The sequence below is a fragment of the Planococcus sp. 1R117A genome (assembly GCF_051417975.1).
Classification (GTDB): Bacteria; Bacillota; Bacilli; order Bacillales_A; family Planococcaceae; genus Planococcus; species Planococcus shenhongbingii.
In genome coordinates this window covers 760784-781242 of the sequence record NZ_JBPRLO010000002.1, presented here as the reverse complement: position 1 = coordinate 781242, position 20459 = coordinate 760784, and the positions used below count along the sequence as shown (strand labels likewise).

At 42.3% G+C, this 20459-nt stretch carries 23 protein-coding genes; 20 read left to right on the top strand and 3 right to left on the bottom strand.

The genetic code is table 11. The annotated features are described in order from the left end of the window. The first annotated feature begins 10 nt into the window (after positions 1–10). From sppA to ACSFXN_RS09265, 9 genes are all read left to right on the top strand, one after another. A complete protein-coding gene (gene sppA, locus ACSFXN_RS09305; protein ID WP_437149822.1) occupies positions 11–1024 on the top strand; it encodes a signal peptide peptidase SppA in 1014 nt (337 codons plus the stop codon). A gap of 15 nt (positions 1025–1039) precedes the next feature. Then, positions 1040–1618 carry an RDD family protein gene (locus tag ACSFXN_RS09300; protein ID WP_437149821.1) on the top strand — a complete coding sequence of 193 codons (579 nt, stop codon included), beginning with the start codon at positions 1040–1042 and terminating at the stop codon, positions 1616–1618. Positions 1619–1653: 35 nt separating this feature from the next. Further along, positions 1654–2160, top strand: coding sequence for a thiol peroxidase (gene tpx, locus ACSFXN_RS09295; RefSeq protein WP_437149820.1), 507 nt, complete (start codon positions 1654–1656; stop codon positions 2158–2160). Between the two features lie 53 nt (positions 2161–2213). Beyond that, a complete protein-coding gene (locus ACSFXN_RS09290) occupies positions 2214–3137 on the top strand; it encodes a class I SAM-dependent methyltransferase (RefSeq protein WP_437149819.1) in 924 nt (307 codons plus the stop codon). 78 nt (positions 3138–3215) lie between these two features. Continuing rightward, positions 3216–3401: a hypothetical protein gene (locus ACSFXN_RS09285; protein WP_437149818.1), complete on the top strand. Its 186-nt coding sequence runs from the start codon at positions 3216–3218 to the stop codon at positions 3399–3401. A gap of 128 nt (positions 3402–3529) precedes the next feature. After that, positions 3530–4144: a histidine phosphatase family protein gene (locus ACSFXN_RS09280; protein ID WP_437149817.1), complete on the top strand. Its 615-nt coding sequence runs from the start codon at positions 3530–3532 to the stop codon at positions 4142–4144. 486 nt (positions 4145–4630) lie between these two features. Beyond that, positions 4631–5509, top strand: coding sequence for a pentapeptide repeat-containing protein (locus ACSFXN_RS09275; RefSeq protein WP_437149816.1), 879 nt, complete (start codon positions 4631–4633; stop codon positions 5507–5509). 33 nt (positions 5510–5542) lie between these two features. Then, a complete protein-coding gene (locus ACSFXN_RS09270) occupies positions 5543–6334 on the top strand; it encodes an aminoglycoside 6-adenylyltransferase (RefSeq protein WP_437149815.1) in 792 nt (263 codons plus the stop codon). A 60-nt stretch (positions 6335–6394) separates the two neighbouring features. Next, positions 6395–6904: a GNAT family N-acetyltransferase gene (locus ACSFXN_RS09265; protein ID WP_437149814.1), complete on the top strand. Its 510-nt coding sequence runs from the start codon at positions 6395–6397 to the stop codon at positions 6902–6904. 92 nt (positions 6905–6996) lie between these two features. Here ACSFXN_RS09265 and ACSFXN_RS09260 read toward each other — a convergent pair whose 3' ends face one another. Together ACSFXN_RS09260 and ACSFXN_RS09255 are read right to left on the bottom strand one after the other, a co-directional pair. Then, a complete protein-coding gene (locus ACSFXN_RS09260; protein ID WP_437149813.1) occupies positions 6997–7461 on the bottom strand; it encodes a DMP19 family protein in 465 nt (154 codons plus the stop codon). A 148-nt stretch (positions 7462–7609) separates the two neighbouring features. Then, positions 7610–9268, bottom strand: coding sequence for an ABC transporter substrate-binding protein (locus ACSFXN_RS09255; protein WP_437149812.1), 1659 nt, complete (start codon positions 9266–9268; stop codon positions 7610–7612). A gap of 98 nt (positions 9269–9366) precedes the next feature. Here ACSFXN_RS09255 and ACSFXN_RS09250 point away from each other — a divergent pair, with 98 nt between their 5' ends. The 3 genes from ACSFXN_RS09250 (at position 9367) to ACSFXN_RS09240 (ending at position 12008) form a co-directional block, all read left to right on the top strand. Continuing rightward, on the top strand, positions 9367–10620 hold the full coding sequence (locus ACSFXN_RS09250; RefSeq protein WP_437149811.1) for an MDR family MFS transporter: 1254 nt from the start codon (positions 9367–9369) through the stop codon (positions 10618–10620). Positions 10621–10817: 197 nt separating this feature from the next. Further along, positions 10818–11375 carry an AAA family ATPase gene (locus ACSFXN_RS09245; protein WP_437149810.1) on the top strand — a complete coding sequence of 186 codons (558 nt, stop codon included), beginning with the start codon at positions 10818–10820 and terminating at the stop codon, positions 11373–11375. Between the two features lie 78 nt (positions 11376–11453). Next, positions 11454–12008: a GNAT family N-acetyltransferase gene (locus ACSFXN_RS09240; RefSeq protein WP_437149809.1), complete on the top strand. Its 555-nt coding sequence runs from the start codon at positions 11454–11456 to the stop codon at positions 12006–12008. Here the strand turns inward: ACSFXN_RS09240 and ACSFXN_RS09235 are convergent. After that, positions 12003–13190, bottom strand: coding sequence for an MFS transporter (locus ACSFXN_RS09235; RefSeq protein WP_437149808.1), 1188 nt, complete (start codon positions 13188–13190; stop codon positions 12003–12005). The genes ACSFXN_RS09240 and ACSFXN_RS09235 overlap by 6 nt on opposite strands. Positions 13191–13334: 144 nt before the next feature. Here ACSFXN_RS09235 and ACSFXN_RS09230 point away from each other — a divergent pair, with 144 nt between their 5' ends. The 8 genes from ACSFXN_RS09230 (at position 13335) to ACSFXN_RS09195 (ending at position 20407) form a co-directional block, all read left to right on the top strand. After that, positions 13335–13844: a GNAT family N-acetyltransferase gene (locus tag ACSFXN_RS09230; RefSeq protein ID WP_437149807.1), complete on the top strand. Its 510-nt coding sequence runs from the start codon at positions 13335–13337 to the stop codon at positions 13842–13844. A 102-nt stretch (positions 13845–13946) separates the two neighbouring features. Further along, positions 13947–14837 carry a DMT family transporter gene (locus ACSFXN_RS09225; protein WP_437149806.1) on the top strand — a complete coding sequence of 297 codons (891 nt, stop codon included), beginning with the start codon at positions 13947–13949 and terminating at the stop codon, positions 14835–14837. A 152-nt stretch (positions 14838–14989) separates the two neighbouring features. Further along, the gene (locus tag ACSFXN_RS09220) at positions 14990–15295 is read left to right on the top strand and encodes a hypothetical protein (RefSeq protein WP_437149805.1); all 306 of its coding nucleotides are present in this window, start codon (positions 14990–14992) and stop codon (positions 15293–15295) included. A 68-nt stretch (positions 15296–15363) separates the two neighbouring features. Beyond that, positions 15364–15846, top strand: a complete 483-nt coding sequence (locus ACSFXN_RS09215) for a DUF5063 domain-containing protein (protein WP_300992272.1) — start codon at positions 15364–15366, stop codon at positions 15844–15846. Between the two features lie 211 nt (positions 15847–16057). Next, positions 16058–16447 (top strand): GNAT family N-acetyltransferase, encoded by a 390-nt coding sequence (locus ACSFXN_RS09210; RefSeq protein ID WP_437149804.1) that lies wholly within the window; start codon positions 16058–16060, stop codon positions 16445–16447. Between the two features lie 192 nt (positions 16448–16639). Continuing rightward, positions 16640–17707 carry an AbrB family transcriptional regulator gene (locus ACSFXN_RS09205; protein WP_437149803.1) on the top strand — a complete coding sequence of 356 codons (1068 nt, stop codon included), beginning with the start codon at positions 16640–16642 and terminating at the stop codon, positions 17705–17707. Between the two features lie 328 nt (positions 17708–18035). Then, on the top strand, positions 18036–19427 hold the full coding sequence (nhaC, locus tag ACSFXN_RS09200; protein WP_437149802.1) for a Na+/H+ antiporter NhaC: 1392 nt from the start codon (positions 18036–18038) through the stop codon (positions 19425–19427). Positions 19428–19588: 161 nt separating this feature from the next. Further along, on the top strand, positions 19589–20407 hold the full coding sequence (locus tag ACSFXN_RS09195; protein ID WP_437149801.1) for an STAS domain-containing protein: 819 nt from the start codon (positions 19589–19591) through the stop codon (positions 20405–20407). Positions 20408–20459: the final 52 nt, after the last annotated feature.

Here is a 20459-nt window from a genome sequence, read left to right as displayed (position 1 = left end):
CAAATGATAAATGAATACGAAAAGATGGATAGCATTGGTAGTAGCAGCAGCTATACTGGGGATTTCGTTGATCATTAACTCGGCATTTGCAATTTTCCAGAGCAGCCTTGGCACAGGAGTAGATGATTTGCTGGCTACAACAGAAACGGCCGTTTCCGAGCAAGTGATTGAAGAAGGAGATTTTAATAACCGGATTGCGGTATTGAATGTGGAAGGAACAATCCAAGACACAGGCGAAGCTTCTCCGCTGCTCGGACAGACCGGTTATAACCACGGCTTGTTCATGGATCAATTAGAGCAAGTGAAAAATGACGATACGGTAAAAGCTGTCATGCTGAAAGTCAATTCACCAGGCGGTGGAGTAGTCGAATCAGCAGAAATCCATGACAAAATCACAGAAATCCAGGAAGAAACAAAAAAACCTTTCTATGTATCGATGGGCGCTACTGCAGCTTCCGGCGGCTACTACATTTCAGCCCCGGCGGACAAAATTTTTGTTAACCGTGAAACAATGACGGGTTCTCTTGGCGTCATTATGCAAACGGTCAATTACGGAAAACTGGCAGAAAAGTATGGAGTGGAATTTGTAACGATCAAATCGGGGCCATTTAAGGATATCGGAAATCCGACGCGTGAAATGACTGCAGATGAGCAGGCACTCTTGCAGGAAATGCTGAATGATTCCTACGAAACATTCGTTGACGTCATTGCAGAAGGGCGGGGTATGTCCGAGGAACAGGTTAAAAAGCTTGCTGATGGACGCATCATGAATGGCAGACAGGCAGTAGAAGCGAACCTGGCAGATGACTTCGGTTTCGAAGAAGATGTGCTGGCCGCGCTCCGCACAGATTTCAACCTGGAAGATGCAGAAGTGTTTGAATACGGAGCATCTCAAGGGCTTGGGTCACTGTTTTCAATGAAGCTTAATTCATTGTTTGGCAAAGACCTGGAATCGCAAATGATCACTAAATTGCTAACCGAAAATAACTCGCCGCGTATGATGTATTTATATGGTGAAAAATAAGGAGGGGCGATGACAATGACGAATCATATGAATAATGAAACTCATGCTGTGGAAAATGTGCAGAACAATCGCCCTGTTGAACCGAATTATAAAGAAGTAATGTTTTATGAACGCAAACCTGCTGGATTTTGGGTACGGTTCTGGGCATACTTGATCGACATTCTGCTCATTGCTTCCGTCACTTCCGTTTTAATTAAACCGATATTTTTATTGATTGGATTAGAAACATCCAGCAGTACATGGTACGCCCCATACGCCATTATTTCCGCTGTCGTTTTCTATGCCTATTTCGTGCTGATGACGAAGTTTTTTGAACAGACAGTAGGCAAAATGATATTAGGGCTGCGTGTCGTATCTTTAAAAGAAGAAAAGCTGTCATGGGGAACGCTGTTGTTCCGTGAGTGGATAGGCCGTTTTATCTCTGCAACAATCTGGCCTTTGTACTGGATTGTCGGTTTTACAAAATTAAAGCAAGGAATCCATGACTTTGTAGCAGATACGACAGTCATCCATGAAGACACATACCGCAAACAAATTCTGTTTGAGAAAAAACGTTCCGAAGGGTCTGAGTTGCAAGAGGCCGAAACGTTCTAGTAAGATAAGGGTATGTTGAAAGGGAGGCGTTATTATTGGTACAAATTACGTTTAAGCAAAATCCTGTGACTTTACCAGGCAAAGAAGTGAAAGTGGGAGATCAGGCACCAGGATTCAACGTTCTGGCAAATGATTTAAGCCCCGTAACATTGCAGGATACGACAGGGAAAGTTCGTTTGATCAGCGTAGTTCCTTCACTTGATACCGGTGTTTGTTCGCTGCAGTCTAAACGTTTTGACCAAGAAGCGGCATCACTTGGCGATAACGTGGAAGTATTGACGATTTCAGCTGATCTTCCATTTGCTCAGAAACGTTGGGCTGAAGAGAATGGCACGAATGGCATTACTCTTTTGTCTGACCACCGGGATCTGTCTTTTGGTGAAGAATACGGTGTTGCCATGGAGGAGCTTCGTTTATTGGCACGATCGATTTTTGTCATCGATGAAAATGATAAAGTCGCATACGTGGAATATGTCTCTGAAGGCACTGATCACCCGGATTACGATAAAGCAATTGAAGCCGTTAAGGCAATAACAAACTAATACAAGAAACCCACTCCTGCTGAGTGGGTTTCCTTATTGAGGACGGATTATAGATGAATTCAGCAATGGAAAAGATTTTTAATTTTATTGATCAGCATGCGACAGAAATGCAGAAAGAGCAGGATCTGCCGTATCTGGAAAGTTTACTGGAAACAACTGAGACTTGGCTGGACGGGCATATACAACCTTCGGAACAAGCAGGCAAAGAAGATGTCCGGAAAGCAATCCAACTGGCTGTATTAAAAGGGATGAAGGAACATGTACAGCCGCATCACCAGATGACGCCGGACGCACTTGGCCTTTTAGTCGGTTATTTAGTGGAGCTTTTTGTGAAAGAGAAAGAGTTCACGCTGCTCGATCCAGCGCTTGGCACAGGCAATCTGCTGTTGACGGTGATGAATTACCTGGATGGCCGTATTACTGGAGCAGGTGTTGAAATTGATGATATGCTGATCCGGTTGGCAGCTTCAACGGCGGATTTGGTCGAACAGCCGGTCACTTTCTACCGCCAGGATGCCTTGCAGCCGCTGCTGATTGACCCAGTGGACGCAGTAGTCGCTGACTTGCCGGTTGGTTATTATCCGGATGAAGAAATAGCGGCAACTTATGAGTTGAAGGCAGAAGAAGGCTTGTCGTATGCGCATCACTTATTTATTGAACAAGCATTGAAGCATACAGTCGACGGCGGTTATCTGTTTTTAATCATTCCAAAAGCCTTATTTGAATCGCCTCAGGCCGGCCAGCTGCATACTTTCTTAAAAAAGACGGCTTACATTCAGTCAGTTATGGAGCTGCCAGACAGCTTATTCAAAAATTCAGCTTTTGCTAAAGGCATTTTGATTTTGCAGAAGAAAAAAGAAGGCATTAAAGCGCCGAAGGAAGTCCTGTTGGCACGTGTTCCAAGCATGTCGAATGCCAATTCAATGGCCAAATTCTTTTCGCAAGTCAGCCAGTGGTTTAAAGAAAATAAGCAGTAAATATGGAACATATTGTGTTATAATGGAAGTCATTAATACATCCGTGATTGATAGTCTTAAAAGAAAAGAGGGATGGACATGACGGAAACAAATGAAACTCCTAAAAAAGTAAGTTTGCAGGAAGCGGTTAAACGCCAACTGGAAGCAAAGAAAAATCAGGCTGCGAGCAACAAAGGCGGCAGCGGCGCTTCACTGGAAACGAAAAAGATGAAGAGCCAGCAAACCAAAAAAGTGAATAATACACGGCGGAAAATGGGCGTGTAATGAGGAACCCGGCATATGGATGCCGGGTTTTTCTATTGAGTGGAACAGTTTCTGAAGGAACTTCAATCGACATGCAGGTGAAAAATCCCGTATGATGGAATTCAATATAACAAAAGGGGAAATGAGAAATGACCACAATCGGATTTGTTAGACATGGCATAACAGATTGGAACATGCAGCGGATTGCGCAAGGCAGTTCGGACATTCCATTAAACGAAACCGGCAGAGAGCAAGCACGTGCTATTGCAGAGCGGCTGGCACAAGAAGAACCTTGGGATGCGATCATATCCAGTGATTTGATCCGCGCCAGGGAAACTGCGGAAATCATTGCTGAGAAACTCGGGATGTCGGTCAGCCGGTTTGAACCTCTCATCCGTGAACTGTCTGGGGGCCAGATTGAAGGATCCACTGAAGAAGAACGCATTCAAAAATGGGGTGTGGACTGGCGGACATTGGATCTTGGAATGGAGAAGAAGGAAGAAGGCGCTAAAAGAGGGCGGAAAGCCATTGAGGCAGCTTTAGCAAAATATCCGGGCAAACGAGTTTTAATGGTCAGCCACGGTGCTTTGATCGGCACTACATTAAAAAGCCTTCTGCCTGAACGTTTCACTAAAACAGATCTACATAATACATCGATTACGATTTTGGAGAATATTGAAAGTAAATGGGAATGCACGCTTTACAATTGCACGAAGCATTTACCTGAAGTAGTCCAGGAAGAAGCGGTAGGCAAAAGAAATTGAAATCAGACAAGAGATGCCTGTAAGTTAAGGCGTCTTTTTTGCCTCTTTTGCTAAACTATTATGTTTTTCGAAATGTTTGTTCAATTCATCATAGATTCCTTTATAATGGAACTACTTATTACGGAAGAGAAAAGAATCTAAATAAAGGAGTGGAAGCGAGGTACACATACGAGCCTTTTGAAGCTTATGGCGTATTTACCGTCCTGCGCCCTGTATTCTACATGCTTGCCATCTTTCCGCTGATTTTATTGTTAGCGATTCGAATTCCGGCATTAAAGAACAAATTTCTAAATCATTTTGCGGTTGTCTCTTGATCGGCACCTGCTGTTTGGCTGGCAGTGCAGCTTATGTATTCCCATGGAATTCTTGTGGATGAGCTGGGATTGGGAGGAGATCCTATTGAGACTTACATGTTTCTCACCATTCTCACTCTTGGATTCATCAATCCGGTTGTTTATTTCTATATGCAAAAGGAGTGGAATCATAATGGAAAACTATGGCGGTGCAAAAAGAAATTTAGAGCTTGTACAGAAAAACCTCCGGGCCGACTGTGGAAATTGTTTCGCTCTCTGCTGTGCGGGTCTTTGTTTTACAGCATCTGCTGATTTTGCTTTTGATAAAGCGGCCGGTGTGCCTTGTCCAAATCTGCAATCCGATTTCCGCTGCAGTATTCATGAGGATCTCCGTCGGAGCGGTTTTAAAGGCTGCACGGTGTTCGATTGCTATGGGTCCGGCCAAAAGGTCTCGCAGGTGACGTTCAAGGGAAAAGATTGGCGGAAAGACCCTGGCGCGGCGAAAGAGATGTTTGCGGTGTTTCCGGTAATGACTCAGCTGCATGAAATGTTATGGTATTTGGCGGATGCAATGAAACAGGAAACAGCTAAGCAAATTTATAATGAACTGGAAGAAATGATGCAAAAAACAGAACGGCTGACTTTGTTGGAAGTGCCGGAACTTATGGCTTTGGATATCCCCATCCATCGTGCTCAAGTCAACGATTTGCTGGTGAAAGCCAGTGAACTGGCCAGAGTCGATGTTTTAAAACGAAACAAGGGACGGAAAAGCAAAAATCTAAACCGGCGGAATGCAGATTTAATGGGAGCGGAATTAAAAGGAGCCGACTTGAAGGGCGTCGATTTTAGAGGAGCTTATTTCATAGCGGCGAACTTGCGTCAAGCGGACTTGAGGACGGCAGATTTAATCGGTGCTGATTTCCGGGATGCCGACATCAGCGGAGCCGATTTGTCCACAAGCCTTTTCCTGACACAGGTTCAGGCAAACGCGGCCATCGGAGATTGCCATACGAAATTGCCGGAAGCGATTTCGCGGCCAGACCATTGGGCAAAGAAGCCGAGGATTTTTTAACGGATCTATAAATTATTGAAAGCAGGAGAAGCCATGTTGCCCCAGGAACTCGCAGTCCAGAAGATTTGTGCAAGTTTAAAAACCGATTCATTCGTACGGGCGGTTTATCTAAAAGGATCAATGGGCAGGAATGAACACGATGAGCATTCCGACGTTGATCTTTATTGTCTCGTTGACGAAGAAAACGAAAAACGTTTTTTGGATAATCGGTTGCGCCATTTACAGGCATACCGTCCGGTCATATTCGAAGACGATATTTTCATCATTGCTCCTCAGATCATCGCAGTATTCGACGATCTTTTGCATATCGATTTGTTTACGGTAACTCCAGAGAAGTTTACGGAAAAAGATTATTTCAAGGTGCTATATGATCCTGATAACGTAATGGAAAGATTTGTGGCTACACAAAGCCTGGAATTGGATGAAAGTGAATTTCGGGATGATGTAATCGATGTCGCATGGTTCCTGTTCCAGTATCAAAAAGCGGCAGCCAGAGGCAATGGTATCTGGGCCGTGAAGATGCTGTCGAGCGTCATGGACCATCTGGCGAGGGTGCTGCTGTATAAATACGCTCCAGAGCGTGCACGTTTAGGGCTGAAGGCGATCAGCAAGGCGCTGCCAGCTGTGGTTTTATTGAAAACAGAAATTATCTTCAACCAGATGACCGCAAGCCGGCATGCAGAAGCAGCCACGCAAATCAGCAGGCTAGTGGAAGAGGAAATTGAATGGATTCTTGCCCGAGTCGCGGAAAGAGACCAGATAGAAACCTTGCTCAGAAAAATGGTGGAAATCCATACGCGCCAAGAAACAAAAAGAAGTTTATAACAGAATGAGAATTTCTTAAGTTTACAATATACTTATTATGGCGAAACAGGATGTGGCAAAATGGAAATAAAACTTGAGCAATTGACTGGTGCTGACTCAGAAGCACTGTTTGAGTTTGAAATGAAGAATAGGAGTTTTTTTGAAGAAAGAATTCCTAGCCGTGGAGACGAGTATTATCAGCGGGATGTATTTGAGCGAAATCATCAAATTTTATTAAAAGAACATTCGGCAGGGGATTCTGTCTTTTACTTAATAAAAAATGGGGAAGGTTCTATCCTGGGGCGCCTCAATCTGGCAGATATCGATCAAACAAACCAAAGGGGATATTTGGGATACCGAGTGGGACAAGCATATATCGGCCAAGGAATTGCTAGCCGGGCTGTAAAGTTATTGATTAAAGCAGCCGATGGTTTAGACATTTCGCAACTAGAAGCCAAAACTACAAAAGATAATATAGCCTCTCAAAAAGTCTTGGAGAAAAACGGATTCAAACAAATAGAAGTTATGGATGAAGAAATTATTTTAAACGGCGCGCAAGTGAAATTCGTTTACTATATATGGCGTAAATGAAATAAGCACAACTATAAAAACAGTTCAGTTTTTTTCGACTGAACTGTTTTTATGGTTGTATCCAGCAAATTACAGAAATTGTTCAAGTGGAATCAAATGATTTCAAACAGCTCTGTATAAATCTCTAGGAAATGCGCTTCCAATTGTTGTTCCAATTTACCGCCTAAAGCATAATAGTCACTGTCCGCTTTTTCCACCAATTCATAAAATGCCTGTTCATCAATTTCACCATTCTCCAGAGCCCTAAACAAGCGCCATAGCTCTTCGCCGTATTTCTTTATAATCTGTCCATAGTCGTCAGCACCGATCTTCTCCAAAGCGACTGACAAATCATTCAGATAAAGAGTGATTCCAACCTCTTCGATGTACTCTTGAACCCAGTTGAACAAGATTTCATGGCCGCCGCTTTCGAGTTCGGAATAGTACTGGAAAGCTAGAAAACTTTCGTTTATTAAAGGGTTATTCGTAGGAAAATCATGGCTGCTGATTTCGAAAATGACCGCGTTCCAAATATCTGCAGAGTCCTTCAACTCCGTTTTCTTCATTGTCGGTTTCATGAAATCGCTCCTATCTGGGATTAAGAGAATGAAAAACTATAAAGGCAGTTCGTAATGGAGATATATTGAGTCCAGCACATAGCCGTTTCTTTCATACAGTCTTCGGGCAGCTGCATTATCATTCGCAGTGCTCAGACTGAAAATTTCTTTATCCTGCAATAGTTGGCCGGACCCAAAGTTTAGAAAAATCCACATATCCAAAATGGCTGATGCTGATATTCATCAAGTCAGCGGAAAAAGGAATTTGCCGTTTTTCATAATAGAGGGGGATCAGAATGGAAGAATCCATCAATGCTTTTTCAACTTTTAAATTTAATGAAAGCCATTCTTCAAAGGGACTATGTACATACTTTTCTAACAAATGGCTTAAATTTTCATCTGTATTGATCATATTCACCAGAGGGGAATTTCCGTTTTTAAGGAAATGGTAAAAAGAAAAATTTTGGTTCATTTCAAATACTTCTCCACGGATGAAAAGGTCAGCTTGCTGGTCTATTCCATTATCAAACAACATTTCTTCAAATGGCAAATGTTGAATTTCGATCGGAATCCCTTCTTTTTCAAAGGCAGATTGAATCCATGCGGTAACTTTTTCCAAGTAATCCGTTGTTTTGATGATGAGCGGTTTCGTGAAAATAGGCCGTTTAACTTCCTCGACTTGATAATGCTGATTTTGTCCAATCAGCATGCTTTGGTGATTAGGCAAAGCCCGTGGATTATATTGGCCAATTTCATGCCGGTATTTTGCAATGATCCAGTGGAGATAATCACGCACTTCTTGTCGGCGGATATCTGAATTCCGAAAGGCGTTCATGATGACCACCCCAACTCCAGAGTCGCTTTTCACCATGAAAGTTTTTTCCGTATCCGGTTGTGTCGCTGAGCGGTAGACAAAGTCGAAATCGCTCGGAACTTGGACGAATTCGACCCGATCCAATAAAGGGCGTTCACCAAAATAATCCTTAAAAGCATGTAAAACTGTTTTGAAATCATGGCTGTTGTCAGCGTAAAAACTGCCGGTTCCAATCAACTGTCCTTGACTTTCTTTATAAATGCTTGAGTTCATCAAGCCCAGCATTTGGAGGCAATAACTGCAGCCTGAAGGAAAATCAAAATCGACCACTAAAGGACCAACTGCTTGGATCTTTTCAACCGGTTCCCATAATTCTTTGTAGTGGACATGGGTACGCAGTCGATTCAAACAATCCGCCACATCTTCAGCGGTCAGAAAAGAATCATCATGGAACTTCACATCTTTTTTCAAATATATTCTCAGCTTGGTTGCCGACACATCCCAGCTATGGGCAAGTTCAGGCAAAACCTTGCCTGCTGCATCAACAGCCACAAGCCGATTATAAATAGTGGCGACGACATTAGCGCTTTGAATATCGGCCGCTTCCAAAGGATGCATCGTTGTAACTGCATATTTTCTTGGAATGATTAATTTGTCGACATCACTGGTATGCTGGAAAAACCCGAATTTTGATCGGAATTTATTGATGAGGCGAATTTTGCTGTCGATTGACCAATCGTACATTAAATACTTGCTGCTTGTTTCAACTGCTTCTTGTTCAATAATTTCCATCAGCTGTTTCTCATAAATTTCTTCCACATTTTTCAGCCACTGCAGTTCAGAAGAGTTGCCTCTTCCACGTCCGGAAATGTAATTGAACCAGCCTTCCGCTGCCCACTTCCGGATATAACGAGTGGCTTGTTTGGCGCTTAAATCGAGGACCTCAACAATTTTCTCTTTTTTTATTTCACCAGAAGGGACTGCTTGCCAAAGCGCCAATAAATTCTTTTCCACTTCACCATCTCCTAAAAAGTAGACATATATTCTAAAAATGTCCATTTTTCAATTTATTCGTCTAGTTTAATATACATAAGACAAAGGAGGTTGACAACATGAGCTGGAAAGACTATCCACAAAACATTAAAGTCCGCCTAATTACATCTTTTTTCAACCGGGCAGTAGGCTCAGCAGTTATGCCGTTTATGGCCTTGTTCTTTGCGCTGGAGATGAGCAAAGTCTGGGCTGGGTTGTTTTTAGTCGGCACCGTCATCATCAGCTTTTTTATCAACTTGATTGGCGGCTATATTTCTGACCGCTTTCCGCGCAAAGGAGTTGTCGTATGGACATCGTTGATGAGTGCTTTGGCATTTCTGACGATGACCATCAGCTTAGTGCCGAGCGAGAACCTCATATGGCTTTTTGCGGCTTCCTATATCGGTTTCATCATTTCAAGCAGTCTCGGGAGGCCGGCGATGCATGCCATCATTATCGACTCGACTACCCCTGAAAATCGGAAAGCGGTTTATACGATTGAATACTGGCTGACGAATTTATCGATGGCTATCGGTGCAGCGCTTGGCGGGTTATTATACGTCAATCATCAAATTGAATTATTTGTGCTGCTGACCGTCACATCCATCTGTTTGCCGCTTGCTTATCACCTGTGGTTGATTGATGAACAAAAAAGCGTGCTGAAAAAACAGCATGAAAATGTGTTAGTAGATGTCTTCCAAAATTACAAAGTGGCATTTCAGGATTTGCCTTTTGTCAAAGTAGTGGTGGGATCGATGTTTATCTTCGCAGCGGAATTCTCGTTAAACAGCTACATCGGTGTCCGGCTTGCGGAAACTTTTGAAACTGTAAGTGTCGGGAATTTCGATATTGCAGGCGTCCGGATGCTGAGCATTCTCAATATCCAAAACATGCTGTTTGTTGTCTGCTTTACTTTTCTGATCAGCAAAATCACAGACCGTTTTAAAAACCGCAAAGTGCTGCTGGTAGGGCTGATTGTTTATAGCATTGGCTATATCACGGTCACTTCAGCGGACAGTTGGTACATCCTGATTCTTTTTAACGTTATCGCCACTCTCGGAGAGCTGATTTATTCACCGGTCCGGAATGCTGAACTGGCAAATATGATTCCGGCTGACAAGCGGGGCTCCTATTCTGCCTTCTCCAATCTTTCATTCAGTGGAGCTGACCTGATTGCGCGCTCCACAATTGTTATTGGCGCATATCTAGTTCCCACAATGATGTCCGTCTATATCGGCGTTATTTTGATGATTGGCACTTTCCTTGTTTATACCGGTTTGTTTATCAGAGGGACAAGTTCGAAAAGTACGGAAACAACTGAAGCAGTTCTATAAATTTTCTCCGCTCATGCATCCGATATGAGTGGAGGATTTTTTTATATTTGGCATTCAAGAGGAATGTTCACGGAACATTCTAATAGTTCTATCGGTAACTGGAATTTTTAGGTACAATTAAAGAAGAGAGCCGATGGGAGAAATGCATGTATTGATAGTTGGAAGGCAAATAAAAAAGCTGAACTAAAGGAGCAATTATGAAATTAATTTTATTATTCGGACCTCAAGCAACCGGAAAAATGACAATAGGAAAAGAACTTGAAAAAATAACAGGACTTAAACTATTTCATAATCATATGACCATTGAATTGCTGCATCCCTTTTTTGGATTCAGTTCTGAGATGTGGCGTCTATCGAATCTGTTTCGGGCAGAAATATTCAAAGCGTTATCTAAAAGCGAGATGAATGGTATCATTTTCACTTATGTATGGGCATTTGACATGGAGGAAGACTGGGATTTCGTTCGGAAAACGTGTGAGATTTTCGAGTCGAACGGCAATGAAGTTTATTTTGTCGAGTTGGAAGCGGAAACAGAAATACGAATCGAGCGCAATAAATCGGCCAGCAGGCTTAAAGAAAAGCCAACCAAACGAAATATTGAAGAATCAGAACGGGAATTACTGGATTCTATGAAGAAATACCGGCTAAATTCGCTGGAAGGCGAAATTGAATATGAGAATTATATCCGGATTGATAATTCCAACCTGCAACCTGATAAAGTAGCTCATCTAATCAAGGAAAAATTTTCTTTTTGACCACTATAAATAACGAAAAGGACCAATTGAGATTATACAGCTCAATTAATTAATCTGTTTTCGGAGGAGGTAAGTGCGGTGTTGATCCAAAACGAAAAAATGATAATCCGGAAATTGCAGGAAGCGGACAAAGAAGTGATGGTGAAATGGCTGACCGACCCGGAAGTACTGAAATACTACGAAGGGCGGGACAACCCCCATGACTTGGAAAAAGTAGACCGGCATTTTTACCGACAGGAAGATGAGACGACCAGGTGCATCGTTGAATACGAAGAAAAAGCGATTGGCTTTATTCAATTTTATCCTTTGGATCAACAAGACAGAATGGAATATGGATATTGGAATCCGGAAGAAATTATCTATGGTACCGACCAATTCATAGGAGAAGTGGATTATTGGGGTAAAGGACTGGGGAAACTGCTCGTTAACCTGATAAAAGAATATTTATTGTCTGAAAAACAGGCAAATGTTCTCGTAATGGATCCAGAGGTCTGGAACGAACGGGCTATAGGCTGCTACGAGAAATGCGGTTTCAAGAAAATAAAATTCCTTCCGGCGCATGAGCTGCATGAAGGGGAAATGAAAGATTGCTGGCTGATGGAATTTAAAAAAGCTGAAGTTGAAGATTTATGAAGCTCTATATGGATATCTCTTCTTCAATAGGACAGCGGCGCTGAAAACAGTAAAAGCAAGAGTGGCAGAAAGAGCAAGGGCAGCTTGTTCACCATATTTTTCGATGATCAATGAGTAGACAATGGGTGCAATAGCGGACAATAAAAAACTTGGCATGAGCAATTTACCGGCAAATGAGCCGTAGGTGGAGTTGTCAAATAGAACAAGCGGCAGAGAGCCGCGGACGATGGTCATCAATCCGTTGCCGGCACCGTAAAGAAACGCGAAGATGAACGCGGTCATAATAAGTTTGCCGCTGAATAAGCCAAAGATAAAACATATGGGCAGCAATCCAGAAGCCCAAATTGTCAGCGTGAAAGGATGCAGGCGGCTTCCGAATAATACCTCAGTCACCCTTGCCAAAGATTGGCCGATTCCCCGCAAAGTGGAAATCCAGACAGAAACAGCTGCCGCGAGTCCGAGACCAGATAATATGCCTATCATATGAGCGGACATCGCAGAATTCAAAAAGCTAAGCAAAGAGAAAATCAGCGCATAGAGGCTGCCGGAAATGAAGCGTTCACGGCCGGTAAGGTTCATCTTCGATAAAGCACCTTTATCAGAGCTCACAGCGCTATTGCCTTCTGTGAAACGTTCTTGTGGAATAGCCAAATGCAATGGAAGAGTCAAAAGAGCAAAACCGGCATACACCAGAAGAGCAGCCCGCCAGCCAAATGATTCCGCAAGAAAAAAGCCGATGGGCCAGAATATGGTCGAAGCGAGACCTCCGAGAAGCGTGATTTGCGAAATGGACCGTTTCGCTCCGGAACCGGCAATCCGGACCAATGAAGCGAAAGCAGCGTCATAAAGAGTCAAACGCATGGCAAAACCCAAGACAATCCAGGACAGGTAGTAAACCAAAAGAGACTGGGATAAGGCAATTCCGGAACAGCCGATTGCTAGGAGTATAGATCCTGCAGACATCACAAAGCGCCCGCTGTACTGGTCAATCAGTTTGCCGGTTAAAGGAGAAGTGAGGCCCATGATGACCAATGCTGCAGAAAATCCGCCAAATACCAAAGTTCTGCTCCAATTAAGATCACCGGAAATTACTTCCCCGAATGCCGCAATCAAATAATAAGATATGCCCCAGCAAATCAGCTGGGATAAGCCAAGTAAAATGACGGTTTTCCGAGTTATCATTGCCCAGCCTCCTAATGTACCTGCTACGGCTTTTATTTTAATAAAAGCATAAACAAAAAAATAGAATATGAATACCTAAAAATCAATTCGTTGGAAATTGCTAAAAAATCTTCGGTTATGCAAGCAATTGAAAGGAGTTTTATAATGGTGCTTATTTGTAAAGCAGAACCCGAACATGTGAAAGGAATTGCCCGGGTTTGCACGGAGGGTTACTGGGCAACTTACAGCGATATGTTCTCAAAAGGATATATCAAGGCTGTGGTCCAAGAATTTTATAACGAGCAACGGATATTGAACGAAGTGACAAATAGCGGAAAAGAATGGGGCGGATACTTCGTCGCGCTCGAAGACGGTGAAGTAATTGGAGCTGGTGGCGGTGGAATGATCGCCGAAACAACGGGGGAAGTTTTCGTTCTTTACTTGGATCCCATAAGGCGGGGAGAAGGAATCGGGACGATGCTTTTGGACGCAATAACTCGCCAACAGAAAGAAGAATTCGGCGCCAAGGATCAATGGGTATCGGTCGCCAAAGACAATCAAAAAGGCATCCCTTTTTATGAAGCACGGGAATTCATATGCCGCAGTGAACAGCCAGCATTTCGTTCCATCGAAAAAGAAAATCCGGTTTCTCTAAGATATTGGCGGCGACTCTAGAAAAGAAGGGTAATGCTGCACAGGTGAAGAAAACATTAATGTCCTCTTTAGTCGACAGAGTTGAAGATACAGGTTTTTAAGAATTTTAAAGGAGACAAAAATTTGAACAATAAATTAGCTTTTGCGCTGCTGGTCATTCTGACAACGAGTTTAATGGGTTCTTCTTTTGCAGTAGGAAAAATCGGAATGTCCTATATATCTCCTCTATTATTGATCGGCATGCGTTTTACGCTGGCGGGAATATTGATGGGGGCCATCGTACTGATTTTAAAGCGGCCGCATCCGAAAAAACTGAAAGACTGGCTACGGATTTTATTAATCGGCGCTTTCCAGACAACAGGCGTGATGGGTGCCATATTTTTGAGCTTGCGGACAATCACGGCCGGAGAATCTGCTATTTTGACGTTCATGAACCCGCTGCTGGTGGTGGTCTTTGGTACACTTGCCCTCGGCATCCAGTACCGGCTCGTTCAATGGAGCGGCGTGCTTCTTGGATTTATCGGAGTATTTGTTACAATGGGCGGACAGCTTCAAGCAGAAGTCGGCACCCTTTTAGGATTTTCCAGTGCGGTTTTTTGGGCAGTGGCCACTTTGCTGATTAAACAATGGGGACAGCGCTTCGACATTTGGGTCTTGACCGCCTATCAAATGCTTTTTGGCGGAATCCTGTTGCTGGCGGGCAGCTTGTTGCTGGAAAATGCACAGCTGGTGATCAACCCTGCTTCAATTTTTATCGTATTATGGCTAGCCATTCCAGCATCAATTGTCCAATTCGCTGTCTGGTTTTTCCTGCTGCAAAACGGCAATCCTGGAAAAGTCAGTGCGTTCCTGTTTTTAGCGCCATTCTTCGGAATCATTTCCGGTTGGCTATTGCTTGGCGAGGAAATCGGTTTTACCTTGTTTGCCGGCGGCATTATGATTTTCGCTGGGATTTTCTTAGTGAACTGGCCGGATAAGCGAATGGCAGAAGTGGTTCCTAAAGAAGGAATTTAATAGGAAAAGCGAGAATTTAATTTAGTGAAGCCATTTAACGATTTTATGGGTGTTCCTATATAATGCAGCAAGCGCTTGTTGAAAAAACGGCTTTACTGGCTCATTATCAGATAGGGCAAAGTTCGAGAACGATTTAGAAGGGATGGCTTTTCATGTTTGAATTTGTATTCAGGATATTAGGGAATGCGGTGTTATTCAAAGCCGGGGATAAACTGCAAAACGTTCTTTTAAGCCCTTCGAATTTCGAGAAGAATGTGGAACGGTTAAATGAAGAAGACTGGTTTGCCGCGATTAGACAGGATTTTAGGTATGACCATATCATCCGCTATAATCCGAAAGTGAGAAAATTTCTGGGAGACACCAAAAACACCATGCAGCTTCTTGAATACAGAGAAGAACAGGAGAAATTCAGGTGTTTTGTACATCAAGAGTATACCAAGCTCATGAAAAAGAAGTAGCGAACAGTCAGATGGAAAAATGGCTATTTAATATAGAAGCATTCTCAAGGACTGGATGTGACAGGGATATGGAAACAATAAAAGTAGAAACTTTTTTGCAGGCAGCGAAGAACTATTGCAATTTAATTGAATCGTTAGGCTCTTTAGGCGAAATTGAGAAATTCAAGCAATTACATGTTGCAGTTACTGAACTGTACACGAAAGGCCTTTATCTGCCAGAAGCCGAGCCTGGAAAAGATGATTCTTTTGATATTGATTTTCAACTTCCACAAGTTGATTTTGGAACTCATAATGTCTACTGGGGAGTTTATGATCCCTATCACTCGGATGAGGATTTGGAAGAAATGATGGAAGAGCCTTTAAACGAAACTTTGACTGACGACATACTGGATATTTACAGTGACATCAAAAGAGGTTTAATCCTTTATGAACAAGGCGACCATGCCGAAGCAGTTTGGGAATGGAAATACAATTTCGAAATTCATTGGGGCACACATGCAGCCAGTGCTATACGTGCATTGCATTCGGTGAATTATCTTGCATCTTTTTGAAGGTTTATGATATGGATAGAAAAAAGTCTGTCTTGAAATGGCGGACTTTTTTATGTCTATGCTCGAAAAATACGTAATAAAAATAAAAAATGAATGTTTAAGTTTCAGAAAAAAAGAGTATATAAACGTAGGATAAGGAACTTTAACGGTGATGCCAATTTATAGAATAAAGAGAAAAAGATTTTAGAATTTGAAATCGAGGGGTAGCAGGATGTTATGCAAATACAAAAAATCATATCAAAAGGTCGCAATGGGGTTACTGTCTTTAATGTCCAAAGGGTTTAATTTTAAAAAATTACAGGAGACCATCCAAGAATATCAGCAAAATCCGAATTGGCAATTGTTTCTTTGGAAAGAAGGAGACAATGTAACAGGGCTTGCGGGGGTAGAACTGCATGAAAACCATTTTATCCTTTTGCATTTCTCGGTGAATCCGTCTTACCAAGGCGAAGAAACAGCTCAAAGAATGCTGGAAGTTCTGCGCACTCAAATGCAAGAGAAAGAAATGCATTTATCCAAAGAAGCAGCCAGATTTCTTGCTAAAGTCCGAGGGACATCCGATGTGCCGATTCCATATTATAGAGAGCAGGCCATTTCTTGAGGAAGGTGAAGTAATGGAAGGCCGTTCAGCCGAGCGAAAAAGAATAGAGTCAACTTAAAAGCTTGCCGCTATGGGCAGGCTTTTTGCTGCTTTTAAACAATCTGGCAGTGAAGCAAATATTAATCCTATCAGAGAGGAAAAAAAGCTATAATTGAAGAATGAGATTGGATTCTAAGAAAGTAGATGACCGATGTGACCATACATCCGATGGGAAGAGCATTTATTGTAGGACTGGCTGGAGCTTTATTATTCGAAGTTATTGGAGCTCCAATGCCTTGGCTGCTAGGGTCGCTTTTTGCTGTTCTAGCAGTTCAATTTTTCACCCCACTTTCTTTGAAATGGCATCCAGCTTTTCGGAATACCGGGCTGGTGATTGCGGGATATGTAATCGGTTTTGCTTTTACTTTAGAAGCATTGCAAGGAATGAAACAGTATTTTGGAGCCATGCTGCTGATTAATATTGTCTTCTTTCTGCTTTTCCTGCTCATCAGTTTTATCGTGGCTGTCCGGACGAAAGTGGATAAAGCCACGGCTATGACTTGCTGCGTTCCGGGTGGAATGTCGCAAATCATCACCTTCGCAGAAGAGCAGAAAGGCGTCGATTTAGCTGCTGTGACGTTTTATCACGTACTGCGAGTCTTGCTGATCGTCGCAATTGTGCCTTTTATCGTTGCAAGTGGAAATTCAACGCAGGCTGGGGAAACCGCTGAAGGCAACTATTCATTTTATCTTTTGGTTCTGTTAGTTCTCTGTTATGTATCTGGTTTGGTGTTCAGCAGATTGAAAGTGCCAACAGCGTTTTTGCTTGGCCCCATTTTTTTCATTATACTGCTGAATATCGTGGGCATCGAAGTACCGCTTATGCCAAGTCTTGTGCTGCATATTGCCCAATTGCTGATAGGAATCTATATCGGTCTTCTTTTAAAGAAAGAAGATATAAAACTGACGCCAAAACTGATTTTTTATTCGTTTTTTTCAAGTGTTGTTTTGATAGCAGTGGCATACGGCATCAGCTTTGTTTTACAGGACATGTATAGGCTAAGTTTTTCCACTAGTTTTTTAAGCGTTGTGCCGGGCGGGCTCGATCAGATGGGGATTATTGCTGCTTCGGTCCAGGCGGATGTCACAGTTGTTACTGCGTTCCAATTATTCCGGATTTTATTTCTTTCAGTTTTTATCGTGCCTTTTGTAAAACATTTAGCTGGGCGGGAAACTAAAGCAAAACAGACCGATTTAGCCGATTCAACTAATGGAAATTAAGCAGAATGCACGAATTGTAAAAATATGGCCTTGACTTGCTTTAGGAACATGATAATATTTAAAACAATTGATTGTGTAAATATAATAAGCAATGTTGAAGATGGTACAGTAACCTTTTCGTGTGCAGCAAGCAGAGACTGGATGAGCGGTGGAAATTCAGGCAGCGATATGGATGAAGTACGCCATCCGTTTTTTTCAACTTTTTAATGAAGTGGATGGTCTAACAGCCGTCAAATTGGGTGGTAGCGCGGAGAAAACCTTCGTCCCTTTTTTATGGGGATGCTAGGTTTTTTTTAATCTAATTTTTTAATTTCAGGAGGAATCATTCATGTTTCAAATTAAAGAAGTTATTTCACCATCAGCTAAAGAAGCAGTTGCATTAATTGTTTCCATTGTGCTGATCATCAGCGTAAGCCTCATTCGATTTGAAGCAGTTCCGCATATACCGATTCTCTTATCTATTTTGCTGCTGTTCTGTTACGGCTTGTTAAAAAAAGTGCCGTATCGCAAATTAGAAAGCGGCTTGGTAGCAGGAGCAGGTGCTGGTATGAGTGCGGTATTCCTATTTTTCTTTATCGGTATTTTAATCAGCACCTGGATGATGAGCGGTACCATTCCAACACTGATTTATTTCGGCTTTAATCTTGTAACTCCATTATTTTTCTTTGCTATTGTTTTTGTAGTCTGCTCGATCATCGGAATATCCATCGGCAGTTCGTTGACCACTGTTGCTACAGTTGGAGTTGCTTTTATCGGCATGGCGGCCGTAATGGATATTTCACTGGCAATCACGGCCGGTGCAATTGTTTCCGGCGCTTTTTTCGGAGATAAAATGTCTCCTCTGTCGGATACTACGAACTTAGCTTCTTCAATGGTTGGCGTGGATTTGTTTGAACACATCCGCAATATGGGATGGACAACGGTTCCAGCTTTTGTATTGTCATTAATCGTTTTTGCTTTCCTATCTCCCGATGTGTCAGGAACTGAAGTGGATGACGTCGCGTTCTTCCAGCGAAGTCTGCTTGAAACGGGCTCTATTCATTGGTATACGATCATTCCATTGCTGGTCTTAATCGTGCTGACAATAAAAAAAGTTCCGGCGATGATGACGCTGGCTATCAGCTCTTTGACGGCTGTAATCGTTTCTTTTTTCCATCACATCTATGGCGCTGCTGAAATTATGAGCATTCTATATAGCGGATTTGTATCGGAAACGGGTGTTAATGATATTGATGCATTGCTGTCTCGTGGCGGCATGGAAAGCATGCTTTTTACAATTGGGTTGGTCTTGCTTGCGCTTAGCATGGGAGGATTATTGTTCACTCTTGGAATTGTTCAATGCCTGCTGGGGAAAGTGGAAAGCCTTTTGAGAAAAGTTTCTTCAGTCATCGCCGCATCTGCATTGACCGCAATTGGTATCAATATATTGATCGGTGAACAGTATTTATCGATTTTATTGACAGGCCAAGCTTTTCACAAACCGTATGAAAAACTCGGCTTAGCGGGTAAAAACTTAAGCCGGGTGATGGAAGATGCCGGAACAGTCGTCAATCCGCTTGTCCCTTGGAGCGTCTGTGGTATTTTTATCACTTCCATATTAGGGGTTTCTACTTTGGAATACTTGCCGTTCGCTTTCTTCTGCCTATTATCACCGATATTAACGGTTTTATATGGCTACACTGGAAAAACCTTAACTTTTCGGAAAGTGGAAACGCAATAAAATTTAATTTTTAACAAAAGTTGCTTGCAGATTAAATGCAGGCAGCTTTTTGTATTAGTCCATTTTAAGTAAAATTTTCGTGTCCTTACAAATTGTGCTAAGAAAAAAATACTATTTTAAGCTATAATAAAAAGATGAGAATAGAAAAAGGTGGAATTACAATGAACGGAATTTATAGTTTTTCCCAATACATACAGAAAAATATCGACGCGTTGCCCGTTGATATCGTCGATAATGTGATCCGCAGAATGGATCTCATAATTTCGGAAGCGGAGAGGGAACAAGCGATTTTAATGTACAATCAGCTCTTGAATTTTTTTGGAGATCTGTTGGTGAACGAAGATGAAGAGTCGGTTCCAGAGCCATTAATAGAATGGAGTAAAAAGAATGCCGCCATGCAAGTGTCAGCAGGAGGCAAAATCTCTGAAATCGTCATCCGCTATTCTCCTACGAGAGAAATTTTCAATGAACTATTTACTGATATCAGCATAGACTTGAATCTGACCGTTAAGGAATCGGCATTCATATTCAAACGGATTAATACGCTGCTGGATGTCAGTTTGAACGAAACCTTTTTTGCGTTTGAACGGCTTTCTGCCCAGTATCAGGAAGAAACCAAAAAAGAACTGACAAGATTGTCAGCTCCGATTGTTCCTATAAAAGATGACATCGTCGTGTTGCCGCTGATTGGTTTTATTGACGAGGAGCGGATCAAGCATATTATCGACAATGTTATTCCGAGATTAGCGGATATGAATGTAGGACATGTGATTTCGGATTTTTCGGGTCTGGTGACCATTAACGTTCAAGTCGCAGAAGCGATTCATCAGATTGGAAGCACACTTAGGTTGATGGGGATACATGTGGTTGCGGCTGGATTGCGGCCAGATTTGGCACAGACGATCATTAAGAGCGGCATAGACATGTCGACAATCGAGTCTTTTGCCACTGTAAAGCAAGCCTTGAAAAGCATCAGCTGAGAAGGAATAAAAAAGCGTGGAATCAATAATGATTCCACGCTTTTTCTTATAT